Source organism: Clavibacter michiganensis subsp. tessellarius, from assembly GCF_021922985.1.
Taxonomy (GTDB): Bacteria; Actinomycetota; Actinomycetes; order Actinomycetales; family Microbacteriaceae; genus Clavibacter; species Clavibacter tessellarius.
In genome coordinates this window covers 2528234-2544298 of sequence record NZ_CP040788.1, presented here as the reverse complement: position 1 = coordinate 2544298, position 16065 = coordinate 2528234, and the positions used below count along the sequence as shown (strand labels likewise).

At 72.6% G+C, this 16065-nt stretch carries 19 protein-coding genes; 9 read left to right on the top strand and 10 right to left on the bottom strand.

The annotated features are described in order from the left end of the window. Positions 1–240: 240 nt before the first annotated feature. Together FGG90_RS12015 and FGG90_RS12010 are read right to left on the bottom strand one after the other, a co-directional pair. Positions 241–825, bottom strand: coding sequence for a YdeI/OmpD-associated family protein (locus tag FGG90_RS12015; protein WP_094131308.1), 585 nt, complete (start codon positions 823–825; stop codon positions 241–243). A 146-nt stretch (positions 826–971) separates the two neighbouring features. Further along, complete coding sequence (locus FGG90_RS12010) at positions 972–1664, bottom strand: response regulator (protein ID WP_094126851.1); 693 nt, start codon at positions 1662–1664, stop codon at positions 972–974. A 332-nt stretch (positions 1665–1996) separates the two neighbouring features. Here FGG90_RS12010 and FGG90_RS12005 point away from each other — a divergent pair, with 332 nt between their 5' ends. Next, positions 1997–3100: a sensor histidine kinase gene (locus FGG90_RS12005; protein WP_133065132.1), complete on the top strand. Its 1104-nt coding sequence runs from the start codon at positions 1997–1999 to the stop codon at positions 3098–3100. Positions 3101–3124: 24 nt separating this feature from the next. Here the strand turns inward: FGG90_RS12005 and FGG90_RS12000 are convergent, their stop codons facing one another. After that, the gene (locus FGG90_RS12000) at positions 3125–4249 is read right to left on the bottom strand and encodes a zinc-binding alcohol dehydrogenase family protein (RefSeq protein ID WP_094126856.1); all 1125 of its coding nucleotides are present in this window, start codon (positions 4247–4249) and stop codon (positions 3125–3127) included. Positions 4250–4345: 96 nt separating this feature from the next. Between FGG90_RS12000 and FGG90_RS11995 the strand changes: the two genes are divergently transcribed. Together FGG90_RS11995 and FGG90_RS11990 are read left to right on the top strand one after the other, a co-directional pair. Then, complete coding sequence (locus tag FGG90_RS11995) at positions 4346–4942, top strand: TetR/AcrR family transcriptional regulator (RefSeq protein WP_094126857.1); 597 nt, start codon at positions 4346–4348, stop codon at positions 4940–4942. Beyond that, entirely contained in the window at positions 4942–5169 is a 228-nt protein-coding gene (locus tag FGG90_RS11990; RefSeq protein WP_094126859.1) for a DUF2283 domain-containing protein, read from the top strand. The genes FGG90_RS11995 and FGG90_RS11990 overlap by 1 nt, the downstream gene beginning before the upstream one ends. On the opposite strand, the gene FGG90_RS11985 is transcribed toward FGG90_RS11990, so the two are convergent. Beyond that, positions 5166–5510, bottom strand: coding sequence for a DUF2200 domain-containing protein (locus FGG90_RS11985; protein WP_094126861.1), 345 nt, complete (start codon positions 5508–5510; stop codon positions 5166–5168). The genes FGG90_RS11990 and FGG90_RS11985 overlap by 4 nt on opposite strands. Before the next feature lie 70 nt (positions 5511–5580). Here FGG90_RS11985 and FGG90_RS11980 point away from each other — a divergent pair, with 70 nt between their 5' ends. Further along, positions 5581–5736 carry a type II toxin-antitoxin system Phd/YefM family antitoxin gene (locus FGG90_RS11980; protein ID WP_165771365.1) on the top strand — a complete coding sequence of 52 codons (156 nt, stop codon included), beginning with the start codon at positions 5581–5583 and terminating at the stop codon, positions 5734–5736. A gap of 79 nt (positions 5737–5815) precedes the next feature. Beyond that, positions 5816–6865 (top strand): LLM class flavin-dependent oxidoreductase, encoded by a 1050-nt coding sequence (locus FGG90_RS11975; RefSeq protein WP_094126863.1) that lies wholly within the window; start codon positions 5816–5818, stop codon positions 6863–6865. Positions 6866–6892: 27 nt separating this feature from the next. On the opposite strand, the gene arfB is transcribed toward FGG90_RS11975, so the two are convergent. From arfB to FGG90_RS11960, 3 genes are read right to left on the bottom strand one after another with little or no spacing between them, the layout of a single operon-like run. Next, a complete protein-coding gene (gene arfB, locus FGG90_RS11970) occupies positions 6893–7315 on the bottom strand; it encodes an alternative ribosome rescue aminoacyl-tRNA hydrolase ArfB (RefSeq protein ID WP_094126865.1) in 423 nt (140 codons plus the stop codon). Positions 7316–7354: 39 nt separating this feature from the next. After that, complete coding sequence (locus FGG90_RS11965; RefSeq protein WP_086518328.1) at positions 7355–7594, bottom strand: hypothetical protein; 240 nt, start codon at positions 7592–7594, stop codon at positions 7355–7357. 28 nt (positions 7595–7622) lie between these two features. Continuing rightward, a complete protein-coding gene (locus FGG90_RS11960; RefSeq protein ID WP_094126867.1) occupies positions 7623–8477 on the bottom strand; it encodes a phosphatase PAP2 family protein in 855 nt (284 codons plus the stop codon). 198 nt (positions 8478–8675) lie between these two features. Between FGG90_RS11960 and FGG90_RS11955 the strand changes: the two genes are divergently transcribed. Then, on the top strand, positions 8676–9533 hold the full coding sequence (locus tag FGG90_RS11955) for a 3-hydroxyacyl-CoA dehydrogenase (RefSeq protein ID WP_094126869.1): 858 nt from the start codon (positions 8676–8678) through the stop codon (positions 9531–9533). Positions 9534–9687: 154 nt separating this feature from the next. On the opposite strand, the gene FGG90_RS11950 is transcribed toward FGG90_RS11955, so the two are convergent. After that, positions 9688–10620, bottom strand: coding sequence for a hypothetical protein (locus FGG90_RS11950; protein ID WP_094126871.1), 933 nt, complete (start codon positions 10618–10620; stop codon positions 9688–9690). Between the two features lie 323 nt (positions 10621–10943). Continuing rightward, on the bottom strand, positions 10944–11876 hold the full coding sequence (locus FGG90_RS11945) for a LysR family transcriptional regulator (protein WP_094126873.1): 933 nt from the start codon (positions 11874–11876) through the stop codon (positions 10944–10946). A 102-nt stretch (positions 11877–11978) separates the two neighbouring features. Between FGG90_RS11945 and FGG90_RS11940 the strand changes: the two genes are divergently transcribed. From FGG90_RS11940 to FGG90_RS11930, 3 genes are read left to right on the top strand one after another with little or no spacing between them, the layout of a single operon-like run. Continuing rightward, positions 11979–13085 (top strand): PrpF domain-containing protein, encoded by a 1107-nt coding sequence (locus tag FGG90_RS11940; protein WP_094126875.1) that lies wholly within the window; start codon positions 11979–11981, stop codon positions 13083–13085. A 34-nt stretch (positions 13086–13119) separates the two neighbouring features. Then, a complete protein-coding gene (locus FGG90_RS11935) occupies positions 13120–14403 on the top strand; it encodes an SLC13 family permease (RefSeq protein WP_094126877.1) in 1284 nt (427 codons plus the stop codon). Between the two features lie 50 nt (positions 14404–14453). Then, positions 14454–15413 carry a D-2-hydroxyacid dehydrogenase family protein gene (locus tag FGG90_RS11930; RefSeq protein ID WP_210433026.1) on the top strand — a complete coding sequence of 320 codons (960 nt, stop codon included), beginning with the start codon at positions 14454–14456 and terminating at the stop codon, positions 15411–15413. Here the strand turns inward: FGG90_RS11930 and FGG90_RS11925 are convergent, their stop codons facing one another. Next, positions 15414–16013: a TetR/AcrR family transcriptional regulator gene (locus tag FGG90_RS11925; protein ID WP_237583368.1), complete on the bottom strand. Its 600-nt coding sequence runs from the start codon at positions 16011–16013 to the stop codon at positions 15414–15416. Between the last annotated feature and the right edge of the window lie 52 nt (positions 16014–16065).

Below are 16065 nucleotides of genomic sequence, written 5' to 3'. Positions count from 1 at the left end.
CGCGGGCGTGCGGTCCGGTCGTGCGGGCCCGGCGGATCGCCGCGCCGAGGACGCCGACGGCGCCCACCGGGCCGCGAGGGAGGCCGTTAGTCCACAAACTACGGGTGCGCTCGTGGTCCGTGTCACGGCGGGTGACGACGTCCAGCAAGACGAAAGGCACGCGGCCGACATGCTCGGCGAGGGCCGGATCCTGCGCGCGGGTGGCACCACGACCGGCTCGCGCGGAGGTGCAGCGCGCGCCTACCGCGGGTGCGGCGCCTCCCCGCGCTCGAGCATCGCGACGAGCTTCGCGAGGCGGTTCGCGCGGACGGTGGCGTTCGGCGCGGTCGCGACCCGGTGGATCACCGCGTAGCGGTTGACCTTGCTGAGCGTCGCGAAGGTCGCCGCGGCGGCGGGCGACGCGGCGAGCGCGGCCAGCAGGTCCTCGGGCTCGGCGGCGGACGCCTGGCCCGCGTACGCGCGCTCCCAGCGGCCGTCGGCCTGCGCGCGCTCCACCTCGCGGATCCCGGCCGGCCGCATCCGCCCCTCGGCCGTGAGCGTCGCGACGAGTCCGATGTTGCGCTCCGACCACAGCGACGCCCTCCGCCGGGGCGTGAACCGGCGGCGGAACACGCGCTCGTCGATGCTCGCGGTCTGCCCGTCGATCCACCCGCTGCACAGCGCCTCGTCGAGGGCCTCCGCGTAGGTGAGGGAGGTCGGATCCGTCGTGCCCTTCTTCGCGAGCACCAGCCACACGCCGTCGGACGACTCCTCGTGCGCGTCGAGCCAGGCGCGCCAGGCGGCGCGGTCGGGGACGGTGAGGAGGTCGTGCACGGCGGCGGGCATGGATCCGATGCTACGGACGGCCGCCGTCGCCCGACGCGTGGGCATCGGCATCAGGCCGTCCGCGAGCGCCCCCTACTCGCCGGGCCGCACGAGCCGCGGGACCAGCGCGCACGGGGACGGCGCGAGGTCCACGACGGACGGCGCGGTCACCGCTCGCGGGCGCCTGCCGACCCCTCGTCGTGGGTGAGGTCGACGATCCCGTTGCGGACCGCGTGGATCAGCACCTGCACCCTGTCCCGCACGTCCCACTTGGTCATGACGCGGCTGAGGTTCGCCTTGATCGTGGGCTCGGAGAGATGCAGCTCGCCCGCGATCTCCGCGTTGGACATCCCTCGGCCGATGAGGCGGACGATCGAGTCCTCGCGCGGCGTGAGCGGTTCGTGCCCCGCGGTGGAAGGCAGCGCCGCGGCAGGCTCGTCGCGGAGGGAGAGGATCAGGTCGCGGGTGATGCGCGGCGACAGCACCGACCGGCCGGCCTGCACCTCGCGGATGGCGTGCAGGATGTCCTCCGGCTCGCTGTCCTTCACGAGATAGCCGGATGCGCCCGCGCGCAGAGCCGGGACCACGTGCCGTTCCGACGAGAACGTCGTGACGGCGAGCACGCGCGTGTCCGGCAGCGCCGAGGTGATCCGCTGCGTCGCCTCCATGCCGCCCATGCGCGGCATCTGCAGGTCCATCAGGACGACGTCCGGTCGCAGCTCCTCGGCGGCGCGCACGGCGAGCACGCCGTCGTTCGCCTCGCCGACCACCGTCATCCCCGGATCGGTCTGGACGAATATGCGCAGCGCGTGTCGGACCAGCGCCTCGTCATCGGCGATGAGGACGCGGATGGGATCCATCTGCCGAGCCTATGCCGCAGCCCGACGTCGACCTCCATACGAAAGTCTCGGCATCCGCGACCTCCGTATGCATCGCCGCGCGCGGAGCCGGCAGCAACCTTGCCGGGATGCACGGGAAGGGCACGACGATGCTGGCACTGAGCACGCTCATGGAGTTCATCCGACCGACGGGGTTCTGGGACGAGGCCTGCAAGCTCCTCGGCATCTGCAAGTGAGGCGGGTCGACGACCCGTCATGATGGGCGGGTGACGAGAGCAGAGGACCTCCGACACCGGGTGGCCGGCCTCCCGGCCGCGCTGAGCGGCAGGGAGGCGGGGTTCTCGCCACTGCCCGTGAGCGGGCGCATCGCGCTCGTGGTGGTGATGGCGCTGGTGCTGCTCATCGACGTCGTGGGCGCCGTCGGCGACCCGGCCGTCTCCTGGCGCGAGCTGGTCACCCAGAGCGCGCCGACCGTCGCCGTCGCCCTCTTCGCGTGGTCGCCCCCGACCGCCGCCGTCGGCCTGCTGGTGACGGCGACCCTGGAGACCGCCGCCGGCCAGGGTGGCGGCCTCGCCGTCTACCTCGCCGCCGCCGCGGGACTGGTCGTCTACACCAGCCCCCGGTGGTTCAGCGCGGCGTACGCCGTCGCCGCCATGTCCGCGATCGTCCTGCACTGGTCGACCACCGAGGGCCTCACGACATCGGCCCTGCCCGTCGTGCTCCTGATCGGGGTGCTCGCGTCCCTGGTCGGGTGGACCCTGCGCTCATCGCTCCGGAGGGAGCGGGGTCTCGCGGTCGACCTCGAGGACCTCGAGCGCGTCCGCGCCACGGAGCTGGAGTCCGAGCGCCAGCGGATCGCCGACGAGCTGCACGACATCATCGCCCACGACGTGACCCTGGTCGCCATGCACGTGCGCGTGCTCGAGCGGGTCGACGATCCCGGGACGCGGGCCCAGTCCATCGTCGCGATCCGCGACAGCGCGGATCAGGCGCTCGCGGACATCCGGCGCGTGCTCCGCGTGGTGCGCGACGGGCGCCCCGGGGTGGACGGGGAGGACCCCGAGTCCGCCGGGGACACCCTCGCGGGGACGGTCGAGGCCGTCCGACGCGACCTCGAGGCGCTGGGCGCGCGCGTGTCCATGGGCTCGCTCGAGGGGATCGAGGTCTCGAGCGCCATCGAGAGGACCCTCGTCCGGTTCCTCCGGGAGGCGGCCACCAACGTGGCGAAGCACTCGGCATCCCTGCCGGACGTGCAGGTGGAGTTCGTGCGCGGGACCACCGACGTGACGGTCTCCGTCACGAGCAGCCTGCCGTTCCGGTCCTCCGCGAGCCCGATCCCCTCCTCCGGCTACGGGATCCACCGGATGCGGGAGCGCGTCACCCTCCTCGGCGGCGATCTCGACGCCCGCGCCGTCGACGGATCCTGGGTGCTGAGCGCCCGGCTCCCCCGGCAGTGAGCGGAGCGGGGACCCCGCACCCCGCTAGAGCGTGACCACGAGCTTCCGCGCCGAGACGCCTGCGCGCAGCCGGTCCATCGCGGGCTGGATGCTCGCGAGCCCGGTGCCGACGACCTCCGCCTCGGGCATCGGGACGTAGCGGCCCTCGGCGAGCGCGGCCGGCAGGAAGCGCTCCCAGAGCATCGGGCCGACCTCGTCGTGCATGAGCGCGCTGCCCCAGATGAAGGTCGCGCGGATCCCGCGGGCGCGTGCCCGCAGCATCAGGGCCGGGGTGGCGGTGCCCATGCGGAGGCCGAGGCGCACGAGCGGCAGGCCGATGCGGCCACCGCGCGGGAGGGTCTCGAACGACACGGGCGGGCTCGCCATGCTGACGCGCGTCGCGCCCGTGGCGGCGGCGATCCGCACGGCCGGGTCGCCGGATCCGGTGCCGATCGCGAGCACGCCCGCCACGCGTCGCCCGGCCAGGTGCTGCACGATGTCCTGCACGGCCGTCGGGCTCCGGTAGTCGAAGGCGCGGCTCGCGCCGAGCGAGCGCACGAGCTCGTGGTTGCGCGGCGACGCGGTGGTCACGACGTCGTAGCCGGCGGCGACGGCGAGCTGGATCGCGTTCATGCCGACGCTCGTGGATCCGCCCCACACGACCACGGTCTCCCCCGTGGCCGGCGTGGTCGCGCCCGGCATGCGCAGGCCCAGCTGACCGGCGCCGAAGAGTCCCGATGCGGCGGTGGAGACGCCGAGCGGGAGGACGGCGGCTTCCTCGAAGCGGAGGGCGTCGGGGATCGGCGCGGCGAGGTCGGTGCGCACGATCGCGCGGGTCTGGAATCCGCCCTCGGGCGCGTGCCGCCGCCCCTTCTCCATGCCGACCGCGTAGGCGACGACCCGGTCGCCGACGGCGAAGCGCGTGACGCCCGGGCCGACCTCCTCGACGACGCCCGCGACGTCCTCGCCGAGCACCGCCGGGTGCGGGAGCCAGCGGTACATGAGGTCGCCCATGTGCTGCTTCATGGTGTCGAGCGGGTTGATCGCGACGGCGCGCACGCGGATCGCGACCTCGCCGGCCCCGGGTGCGGTGCGGGGCGCCGGGCCGACGGTGAGGTCGGCGGCGGACGAGGCGAGCCAGGCGGCGGACTCGACGGATTCGGTGGGCACGGCGGATCTCCGATCTCGGGGTCGCGCTGCCTGATGACATCGCGTGTCATCACCATACACACCCATGACACGGAATGTCATCACTAGGATCGACGCATGAGCAGATGGCAGCCGGACACGCGCGAGCGCCTGGCCGCCGCCGCCCTCGAGCTGTTCCGCGAGCAGGGGTTCGCGGAGACGACCGTGCCCGAGATCACCGCCCGCGCCGGCCTCACGACCCGCACCTTCTTCCGCCACTTCGCCGACAAGCGCGAGGTGCTGTTCGCCGAGGAGGACGAGCTGCCGGCGCTCGTCACGCGCATCATCCGCGAGGCGGCGCCCGACCGCTCGCCGCTCCAGGTCGTCGAGGACGGCTTCCCGGAGGTCGTCGCGTCGCAGTTCGCGGAGGGGCGCGCGACGCTGCTCGCCCGGAAGCGCATCATCGTCGCCGACGCCGGCCTGCAGGAGCGCGAGATGCGCAAGGTCGCGGCGATGCAGGAGGCGGTGCGCGCGGGGTTCGTCGAGCGCGGGGTGGATCCGCTCACGGCCGTGCTCGTCGCCCACGCCACGGCGACGGTCTTCGGGGTGTCCATCGGGCGGTGGCTGTCGGATGACGGCGGGCGGGCCGGCGCCGGCGCCGGCGGAGCCGAACTCGCCGACGTGCTGCGCGACACCCTCGGCGCGTTCCGTCGGGTGATGGCGGCGGGCGCCTGATGCGGGTCACGTACGACGCGGTCGCGGATGCCGCGTACATCGCGCTCGCGGGGCCGGTCGGCGACGGCGAGGCGGCCACGACCATCCCCGCGATCACGACGCCGGGCGACCGCGGCGAGGTCGCCCTCGACTTCGACGCCCACGGCCGCCTCCTCGGCATCGAGGTGCTGCACGCGAGCGCGGTGCTGCCGGCGGCGGTGCTCGCGGAGGCGGAGCGGATCGGCTAGCTGCCGCGGAGCACCTTCTGCATCGGCCGCCCGCGAGCGATCTCGTCCACGAGCTTGTCGAGGATCCGGATCTCCTTCATCAGCGGGTCCTCGATCTCCTCGATGCGGACGCCGCAGATGACACCGCGCACCTCGTCGGCGAGCGGGTTGAGGCGGGCGGCGGCGAAGAAGTCCTGGAACGTCGTCTCCGCGTCGAGGTGGCGCTGGAGCTCGGCCTGGTCGAAGCCGGTGAGCCAGGTGATCACCTCGTCGACCTCGGCCTGCGTGCGGCCCTTGCGCTCGACCTTCTTCACGTAGAGCACGTGGACGGACGCGAAGGACGTCGTGTAGATGCGGTGCATGTCCGGAGCGTAGGCCGGCGGGCGCGGGAGGTACAGGTACCGTCGCCTCATCCCGATGAGAGGCCCTCCCATGTCCGCCGAAGACGAGAGCTCCTACCTGCTCCGCAACCCGGCCGGCGCACGACGACTCCTCGCCGCACTCGAACGTGCCCGGCGTGGGGAGTTCGAGGAGCACGAGCTGAGCGAGCCGCAGATCAGGCCCGAGGTGAAGCGGACGCGGGAATAGACGGGCGCCTGGCCGCCGTTCACTTCCATGCAGACGCATCCACCCGGATCCGCCGCCGTCGAGCACCGAGGAGCGCCCCATGGCCACGAAGATCGGCTTCCTGTCGTTCAATCACTGGCAGGACGTGCGCGGATCCCGCGTGCGCACCGCCCAGGACTCGCTGCTCCAGTCGATCGACCTCGCGGTCGCGGCCGAGGAGATCGGCATCGACGGCGCGTACTTCCGCGTGCACCACTTCGCGCCGCAGCAGGCGGCGCCGTTCCCGCTGCTGGCCGCCATCGCGAGCCGCACCAGCCGGATCGAGATCGGCACCGGCGTCGTCGACATGCGCTACGAGAACCCCCTCTACATGGCGGAGGAGGCGGCCATGACCGACCTCATCTCCAACCGCCGGGTGCAGCTCGGCATCAGCCGCGGATCGCCCGAGCAGGTCGAGGCCGGCTACGAGTCCTTCGGCTACGTGCCGCAGGACGGCGAGACCGACGCCGACATGGCCCGCCGCCACACCGGCCTCTTCCTCCGCGCGCTCGAGGGCGAGGAGCTCGCGACCGCGGCCCCGCAGCGCGGCATGATCGCGGGCGGCGTCGCGCTCACCCCGCAGTCGCCCGGCCTCCGCGAGCGGATCTGGTGGGGCGCCGGCACGCGCGCCACCGGCCGGTGGGCGGCCGAGCAGGGCATGAACCTCATGTCGTCGACGCTCCTCTCCGAGGACACCGGCGTGCCGCTCGACGTGCTCCAGGCCGAGCAGATCCAGCTGTTCCGCGACGGCTGGGCCGCTGCCGGGCACGCGTGGGAGCCGCGCGTGAGCGTCAGCCGCAGCATCATCCCGATCGTCGACGACGAGTCGGAGGCGTACTTCGGGGTCCGCGCGCAGATCGAGGGCCGCGACCAGGTCGGCGAGGTCGGCGGCGAGAAGTGGCGCTTCGGCCGCTCCTACATCGGCGCCCCCGAGCGCCTCATCGAGGAGCTCGGCGCCGACCAGGCGATCGCCGCGGCCGACACCCTCCTCGTCACCATCCCCAACCAGCTCGGCGTGGACTTCAACCTGCGCTCGCTCGCGGCGATCAAGGGGATCGGGGAGGCGTTGGGGTGGGACCGGTCCGACGTGGCAGTAGGGGCGTCGGCCTGATCCGCTGACGTCTCTGCGCTCGCGCGCTCAGTCGCCGGTCGGCCGCTTGCGCTGCTGCTTCGTCGCGGATCGCTGCGTCTTGGCCGCGAGGCGTCTCTTCTGGGAGCCCCTCGTGGGACGCGTCGGCCGTCGCGGTGCGGCGTCAGGCGCGAGCGCATCCGCCACGATCTCGCGCAGCGCGTCGATCGCGGCGACCCGGTTCCGCAGCTGCGACCGCTGCTCGGAGACCGTCACCGTGATCGCGCCGCCGACCAGGCGCCGACCGAGCCGCTCGAGGATCCGCGCCCGCTGCTGATCGGTCAGCACCAGTGACTCGACCGGGCTCCACGTGAGCTGCACCCGACTGTCCGACGTGTTGACGTGCTGTCCGCCGGGCCCGGACGACCGCGAGAACCGCCACTGCAGCTCGGCGGCGGGGATGGTCAGCGCGGGGCCGACCTCGAGATCCATGCCGCAAGGGTCGCACGGGTCGACCCGAGCGCGTGCGGGCTAGCGGTTCCGACGGAGGTTGCTGCGGCGGATGACGACCCGGCCGATCGGCGCGAGCACCAGCATCACGACCACCATGACGACGATCCGCATGACGAAGTCGAGCTCGACGAATGCGAGCGCGGACGCGGACATGAAGGCGGTCACCGCGACCAGCCCGAGCGACTGACGAGCGGAGAGCTCCCCCGTCAGCCGCCTCTTCGCCGCTGAGTCGTGCTCGAAGCTGCGCCTGTCGTCCATGCATCCACCGTCCCACACGCGATATGGCTCAGCCGTCCGCCGCCTCCCCCACTTCGGGCCGCCGCGCCGTCAGATACAACCGATGCGCCGTGATCACCAGCGCCAGCCAGGCGCCGCCGAGGAAGAAGGCCGCGAGCACGTCCGTGAACCAGTGGTGGCCGAGGTACACGCGGGTGGCGCCGATCGTCACGGCGAAGACCACGGCCACGGCGATCGAGAGCACGCGGGTGGCGCGGCGGTGCTGGCGGAGGAGCAGCAGGTAGGCGAGGATCCCGGCGATCGCGACCGCGTTCAGCGTGTGGCCGCTCGGGAACGACGGCGACGTCTCGTACGGCGGCACCGCGTCGGCGAGGTCGGGGCGGGCGCGGTCGATGATGTCCTTGCCCGCGATGGTGAGCAGCAGGGATCCGCCGCCGGCCGCGAGCACGAGGATGATCGGGGTCCACGAGCGGCGCCGCACCGCGAGGAACAGCATCGTCACCACCGCGATGATCGGCATGACCACGACGCCCGCGACGTCCGTGTACGCAGTCGCCACGTCGTTCAGCCAAGGCGTCCGGATGCCGATCATGAAGGCCAGGAGCGGCCGGTCGAGGCCGGCGACCCCGTCGGCGTCGGTCACGTTGTCGTAGACCTGCGCGGCGATCGCGGCGAGGCCGAACGCGAGCACGAGGCCCACCAGCAGCGTGATCACGAGGGCGGCGTACGGGCCGAGCGCCCGCACGATCCGCTGCACGAGCCGCACCAGGGCGCGGCCGACCGGGGTCGCCCAGCGGGTCAGGTCGCGGGCGCCGAGGTAGCGGTCGCGGCGGAGCTCGCCGGCGACGCCCTGGTCGGCGGGGTCGAGGGGATCGAGGGGCCTGCGCCTCGGGGTCTCGCTCATGGGGTCCTCCTGCTCGGCGGAGGGATCCGCTCCCCGACGCTACCGAGTGCCGGCCGGGGATGCCCCGGGCGCGCGGGCGAGTGATGTCCGCTCGCCGCACGGACCCGACCGCCCGACTCCACCGGTGGTTCGCTGGCGAGGACGCCCGGCGCGGGACCCGCCCGCCGCCTCGCCGCGTCCGCCGACGAAGGAGTCCGCATGCCCGACATCACGAAGGTCACCGTCCTCGGAGCGGGGGTGCTCGGCGCCCAGATCGCGTTCCAGGCCGCGAACCACGGCAAGACCGTGACGAGCTACGACGTCGACGGTGCCGCGCTCGAGGCCGCGCGCGGGCGGCTCGACGCGATCGTCGCGCAGTTCGTGTCCGAGTCCGGCGAGGAGACCCGGGAGTCCGCGGCCGCGGCCGCCGCGGGGATCACGCTGACGAGCGACCTCGCCGCCTCCGTCGCCGACGCAGACCTCGTGATCGAGGCGGTCCCCGAGCGCCTCGACCTCAAGCAGGACGTCTACCGCCGCATCGCCGAGGCCGCGCCCGAGCGCACGGTCTTCGCCACCAACTCGTCGACGCTGCTGCCGAGCGCGATCGCCGACTCCACCGGCCGCCCTGACCGCTTCCTCGCCCTGCACTTCGCGAACCACGTGTGGCGGCAGAACACGGCCGAGGTCATGGGCACCGAGCGCACGTCGCCCGAGGTGTTCGACCGGGTGGTCGCGTTCGCGGAGGAGATCGGCATGGTCCCGATCCCGCTGAAGAAGGAGCAGCCCGGCTACGTGCTCAACTCGCTGCTCGTGCCGCTGCTCGACGCGGCCGCGGGCCTCCTGCTGAAGGGCGTCGCGGATCCGCAGACCATCGACACCACCTGGCGCATCGCGACCGGCGCGCCGCTCGGCCCGTTCCAGATCTTCGACCTCATCGGCCTCCGCACCGCCTACGCGGTCTCCGCCGCGAGCGACGACCCGGGCGCGCAGGCGTGGGCGGCGCACCTCCAGAGCGAGTACCTCGACCAGGGCAAGCTCGGCGTGGAGTCGGGCGAGGGGTTCTACGCGTACGGATGATCGCCGGAGCACCCTTCCACGGGATCCTCCTGATCCCGCATCCGCGGGAAGGCGCGATGACACGAGATCGGCTCGCCATCGATGCTGCTTCGCCCGAGTGTCGCCCCGAGGAGCGCCGTCTCAGCGAAGAAGACCTACAGGCCCATCGCGCTCGTCAGTCCGCCCGCCCTGTCACCGAGATGTCTGACGCTTCCGCAATGACCAGGGGCAGTGTCACGGTCGCACCGAGGACGGTCGTATAGCTCTGCTCGCCCGCGGATGCGGCGGTGAACGAGATGATGTCGTCTTCGATCAAACGAGTACCGGGTGTGCCAGAGACGGAGACGAGGATCGTGTCTTCCCAGAAGACGCGCGTGTAACCAGGATCCTTCGTCATGTTCACCCGATAGGTGCCGCCACCCGCGTCCTGGATGATGCGGCCCTCGAACCGGTAGTACGTGCCGATCGCGCTGTTGCCCGCTCGAGCAAGGTCTTCGAAGGCGATCGTGCCTGCACTGGCCTTCGCTGCGGCGGTCTTGGCAGCTTGTTCTTCTTCCGCGATTCGCGCATCGTGCGCCGACGCACTGTCGACGACGGCCACTCGCGCCTCGTTCAGGCTCTTCGTCGCGATCTCCGCCTGGTACCGCGCCAGCCCGAGTCCCGCTGCGGCCGCATCCACCTCATCGCTTCCGAAGCCCGCTGGATCGATGTACTTCCGCTGCGACTCGGCCAGTCCCGCCTTCGCGGTACCGACCTCGGCGGTGAGCTCGCGGAGAAGACTGCCGTCCTCCACGTCACCCTCCGCCTTCGTCTCCGTCACCGCTTCAGCGCTGTCGATGCTGTTGCGCAGATTCGAGATCGCACTCAGATGTGAGGTGCGGATGGACGAATAGGCGGCCACGGCCTCGGCCTTCGTCTCCGCCTGCTCGCGAAGGAGGTTGGCCACCAGGACGACGACCACCACGACGATGACGGCGACCAGGAGGCTCACGCCGGCGATGACCCATGATCTCCGTGTGATTCTGCGCCGGGACGACGTCACCTCCTCCGATGCAGGCTGGCGCTGCGGCTCGGTGGCGATGTCGGACTCGTTGTTCTCGTTGAGCATCAATGCTTCTCTTCCGGTGCGATTCGGGTCGCAAAAACGGCGCGGCGCATAGGCGCGGGCGTGGCACAACACCGCAGGATCGGGTAATCGCCAAGATCCTATGAGTCTGCATAGAAGCGTGAAGCCGCCCTGAGACCCCCAATTCGGGCGGATGCGACCGCACCGACGGTGAGGTGATCTGCTCGGTCGCCTAGTTCCTGCGGGGCCGACCCCGGTGGATGCGCTGGCAGCGCTGGGCCACCGGCGGGCTCCTCGGCGCGGTCGGCGTGAAGCTCGCCGTCGAGGCGCCGGCGCCCGCCTAGGAGCCGAGCGGGAGGATCCGGCTACCGCGGATCCGCCGCCCCGCTCGCCGCGAACGACCGCGCCGCGCGCGTGACCGCCTCCGACAGGGCGCGCATCGCCGGCGTCTCCACGCGGCGGGCGAGCGACGCGAGGTAGATGGTGCGCGCGGGGATCCGGTCGGCCGGGCGGAACGACACCGCCCGCACGTCCTCGCGGTGCGACGCGAGCGCGAGCCTGGGCGCCATCGCGATGCCGACGCCGGCCGCCACCATCGCCTGCACCTCCTGGTAGTCGTACGCCTCGTACGCGACGTCCGGCCGGATGCCCGCGGCCGCGCAGCTGCGGTAGAGCACGTCGGCCGCCGGGTGCCCGCCGTTGCGCGTGATCCACGACTCCCGCCGCAGCGACTTGAGCGACACCCCGTCGCGGATGGGGCTGTCCGCCGCGACGAGCAGCATCGTCTCGTCCTCCACCAGCTTCCGCAGCGCGAGGTGCTTCTCGGCCTCCTCGGTCCACGCGTAGCTCCACAGCAGCGCGAGCTCGACCTCGCCGGAGCTGAGCTTGTCGATGAGCTCCGGCCGCAGCGCCGACTGCACGCGGATCTCGATGCCCGGCCACGCCGCGTGCGCGTCCTTGAGCGCATCCGCCAGCAGCGACGCGCTCACGGTGGGGAAGGACCCGAGCCGCACGGTGCCGTGCTCGAGCCCGCGGATCGCCTCGAGCTCCCCCTCGGCGGCCCGCAGCTCGCGACGCACCGCGCGCGCCTTCGCCGCGAGGACCTGCCCGGCCTCGGTCAGCCGCATGCCGCGCGGGAGGCGGTCGAGCACGGGCTGGCCGATGAGCTGCTCGAGCTTCGCGATGCGCTGCGACGCCGCCGAGGTCGTCATCCGCGACCGGGCCGCGCCGCCCGTCAGCGTGCCGGTGTCGACCACGTCGAGCAGCAGGTCGAGCGTGACGAGGTCGAAGGAGGCCATGCGCCGACTTTAGCGGAGCTGAACGGGGGCGTAGCAGATCGAGCTTCTCCTTGACCCACCGCGTTCGTAGCGTGAGCACATCGACGACGACCAGGAGGCCTCGTGAGCATCCCCGCCACCCTCATGCGCGGAGGGACCAGCAAGTGCTGGCTCTTCGACCGCGACGCCGTCCCGGCCGACCGGGACGCGCTCGCCGAGCTCCTCATCGAGCTGTTCGGCGCCGACGACCCGCGCCAGCTCGACGGCGTCGGCGGCGGCACGTCGGTCACGTCCAAGGCCGTGATCGTGGGCCGGACCGACGAGCCGGGCATCGACGTCGACTACCTCTTCGCGCAGGTCGCGATCGGCGCGCACGTCGTGGAGTGGGGCAGCAACTGCGGCAACTGCGCCACGGCCGTCGCGCAGTGGTCGGTCGAGCGGTTCGGCCTGGCGGGCGCCGGCGACGCGGCCACGACCGTCCGGATGCGGAACCTCAACACCTCCGCGGTCGTCGTCGCCCAGGTCGCGGGCGCACGGGACGCGGAGGTCTCGGTGCCGGGCGTCCGCGGATCCGGCACCGCCGTCGACCTCGCGTTCGTCGACCCGGCCGGATCCACGACCGGCGCCCTCTTCCCCACCGGCTCCGTGCGCGAGGAGCTCGTCGTCGACGGCACCGCCTACGAGGTCACGATGGCCGACGCGGGCGCGCCCGTCGTGCTGCTCGCCGCGGCCGACCTCGGGCTGCCGGCCGCCGCGACGGAGGTCGAGATCCTCGCGGCCGTGCCGCTGCTGCGTCGGATCCGCGCGCACGCCGCCGTCGCCATGGGCATCGCGCCGAGCGTCGCCGAGGCGGGCGACGCGGTGCCCAAGGTCGGCGTCGTCGGCCCGGCGGTCGACCACGTGACCACGCTCGGCGAGGAGGTGCGCGCGGCCGACCACGACGTCTCCGTGCGCATGCTCTCGATGAACGCCGCGCACCCCACCATCGGCCTCACGAGCGCCGTCGCCCTGGCCCTCGCCGCGCGCGAACCGGGCACCGTGCTCGAGCGCGTGGGCGTGGATCCAGCCACCGCGCCGCTCCGCCTCGGGACCCTCGGCGGCCCGCTCCGCGCCGGCGTCGAGGTCGACGCATCCGGCACGCGGGTCCTGCTCCAGCGGGCGGCCCGCCGCCTCGCCGACTCGGAGCTGCTCACGCACCACGAACCCATCCCGCTCGCCCCCACCCGCTGACGCGTCCCGCGTCCGCGATCACCAGGAGAAGACAGTGTCGTCTATCGAGATCATCCCCCTCATCGGCCTCGTCGTGATGTTCGTCATCGCGACCGTGTTCCCGATCAACATCGGCTTCCTCGGCTTCATCGGGGCCTTCCTCGTCGGCGCCATCGCGTTCGGCTACGACGACAAGGAGATCCTCGAGGTCTTCCCGTCGTCGATCGTGCTCACGATCATCGGCGTCACCTACTTCTTCGGCATGGCGAAGCAGAACGGCACCATCGACCTGATGGTGAGCGCCTGCATCCGGGCCGTGCGCGGGAAGCTCTACCTGATCCCGTGGGTCTTCTTCCTGGTGGCCGCGTTCCTCACGTCGCTCGGCACGTTCAGCCCGGCCGCGGTCGCGCTCATCGCCCCCGCCGCCATGAGCTTCGCCGGCCGCACGCGCATGAGCCCGCTCGTGATGGGGATCATGACCATCAACGGGGCCCACGCCGGCGCCTTCTCCCCCATCTCCGTCTCGGGCGTGCTCGTGCGCGACATCGTCGAGGGCAACGGCCTGACGCTCGACCCGTGGCAGCTCTTCTTCTCCAGCTTCGGGATCAACACGCTGCTGTCGGTGCTGACGGTCGCGGCCTACGCCGTCACGAGCCGCGTGAAGACGCTCGAGTACACGGCGACCGGCAGCGTCATGACCATCGAGGACGACGCGGTCGACGCCGACCACGTGCCGCTCACCCGGGTGCGAATGCTGACGCTCGCGCTCATCGCCGCCATCCTCGTGATCGTGCTCGTCGGGCACCAGCCGATCAGCTTCGTGGCCATCGCGGCGGGCGTGCTCCTCTCCTTCACCGACCTGAAGAACACGAGCCGCACGATCGCCGGCATCAGCTGGCCGACCGTGCTGCTGGTGGGCGGCATGGTCACCTACATCGCGATGCTGGAGGAGCTCGGCACCATCGACGACCTCGCCGACATGGCGCTGCTCATCGGCGCCCCCGTGGTCGTGGCGCTGGTGCTCTGCTACGTGATCGGCGTCTCCTCGGCCTTCGCCTCCTCGACCGCGCTGCTCGCGGCGATCATCCCGCTGTCGCTGCCGCTGCTGCAGCTCGGCGAGCTGCCCGTGGTGGGGGTCGTCGCGGCGCTCTCGATCGCGGCCACCGTGGTCGACGTCTCGCCCTTCTCCACGAACGGCGCGCTCGTGCTGGCGAACGCGCAGGGCATCGACCGGAACGTCTTCTACCGGCAGCTGCTGCTCAACGCGGGAGCCGTGGTCGCCGTCGCGCCGCTCATCTGCTGGGTGCTGCTGGTCGTCATCCCGAACGCCTTCGCCTGATCCGACCGCACGCATCCCCCGCCGCGTGGCGGGAGGAGGAAGAGTGGAGCATGACCGCACCGATCCGCATCGCCGTCCTCGACGACCACCAGGGCGTCTCCGCTCGTCTCGCCGACTGGGGATCGATCCCCGGGGTTGCGGCCACCGCGTTCCGCGACCACCTCGGATCCACTGGTGAGGTGGTCGCGGCGCTCCGGCCCTTCGACGTCGTGGTGGCGATGCGCGAGCGCACCCGCTTCGACGAGGCCGTGCTCTCGGCCCTGCCGGCGCTCCGCCTCCTCGTGACCACGGGACGCGCGAACGCCGCCATCGACCTGCCGGCGGCGGCCCGCGCCGGGATCCTCGTGTCGGGCGGCGCGACCGGCGGCACCTCGGGCGCCGCCGAGCTGACGTGGGCGCTGATCCTCGCCGCCCTCCGGCACATGCCCGAGGAGGACCGCCGCGTGCGCGACGGCCTCTGGCAGGGCACCATCGGCGGCGACCTCGCCGGGCGTCGGCTCGGCATCGTCGGCCTCGGCGCGATCGGCGCGCGCGTCGCCCGGGTGGCGCTCGCCTTCGACATGGAGGTGGCGGCGTGGAGCCGGCACCTGGATCCGGAGCGGGCGCGCGGCCTCGGCGTGATCCCCGTCGACAAGGATGAGCTGGTCGCCACCTCCGACGTCCTCAGCGTGCACGCCAAGCTCGACGCGTCGTCCGTCGGCCTCATCGGCGCGCGCGACATCGCCGCGATGAAGCCCACGGCGATCCTCGTGAACACCGCCCGCGGCCCGCTCGTCGACGAGGCCGCGCTGCTCGCCGCCCTGCACGCGGGCCGGATCGGCGGCGCCGCGCTCGACGTGTTCGACCGCGAGCCGCTGCCCGCCGACTCGCCGTGGCGGTCGGCGCCGCGCACGGTGCTCACGCCGCACCTGGGCTACGTCACGGACGACACCTACCGCCGCTTCTTCGCCGAGGCGCACGAGTGCGTGGCCGCGTGGGTCGCGGGCGCGCCGATCCGGCTGCTCGGCTGATCAGCCCCGGCGGGCCTTCCCGGTCGCCCCGCCGGATCCGAGCACGAACCGCACCAGCCGCGTCACGCTCTCGGAGTGGTCGGCCTTCCGGCCGAGCACGCGCAGCACGATGACGCCGAGGATCGCCTGGCCGAGCTCCTCGACGGGCGCGTCGGCCGGGAGCTGGCCCGCGCGGATCCCCGAGGCCAGCCGCTCGGACAGGTCGCGGTCGACGCCGAGGCTCGAGCCGAGGTGGTCGCCGACGGCCTCGTCCTCGGCGGCCGCCGCCACGAGCGAACGGACGAGCGGGCCGCCGGTGGGCGCGTCCAGCACGGCGAGCACGCCGGTGAGCCAGCGCTCGATGTCGGCGAGCAGGTCGCCCGTGTCGGGCACGGCGAACTCCACCGGGATCAGCCGGCCCTCGGTCATGCACTCGGCGATGAGCGCGCCGCGCGTCGGCCACCACCGGTAGATCGTCTGCTTGCCGACGCCGGCCTCCTTGGCGACGCCCTCGATCGTGAGGTGGTCGTAGCCGACGGCGTGGATGAGGCGCACGGTCGCGCCGAGGATCGCCTCGCGGGCCGCCTCGCTGCGGACCCGTCCGGTTCGGTGCTCGTTCACCTGCACAGGGTAGCTCCAGAAACTAGACGAGACGTAGCGTATCGTCGAAGCG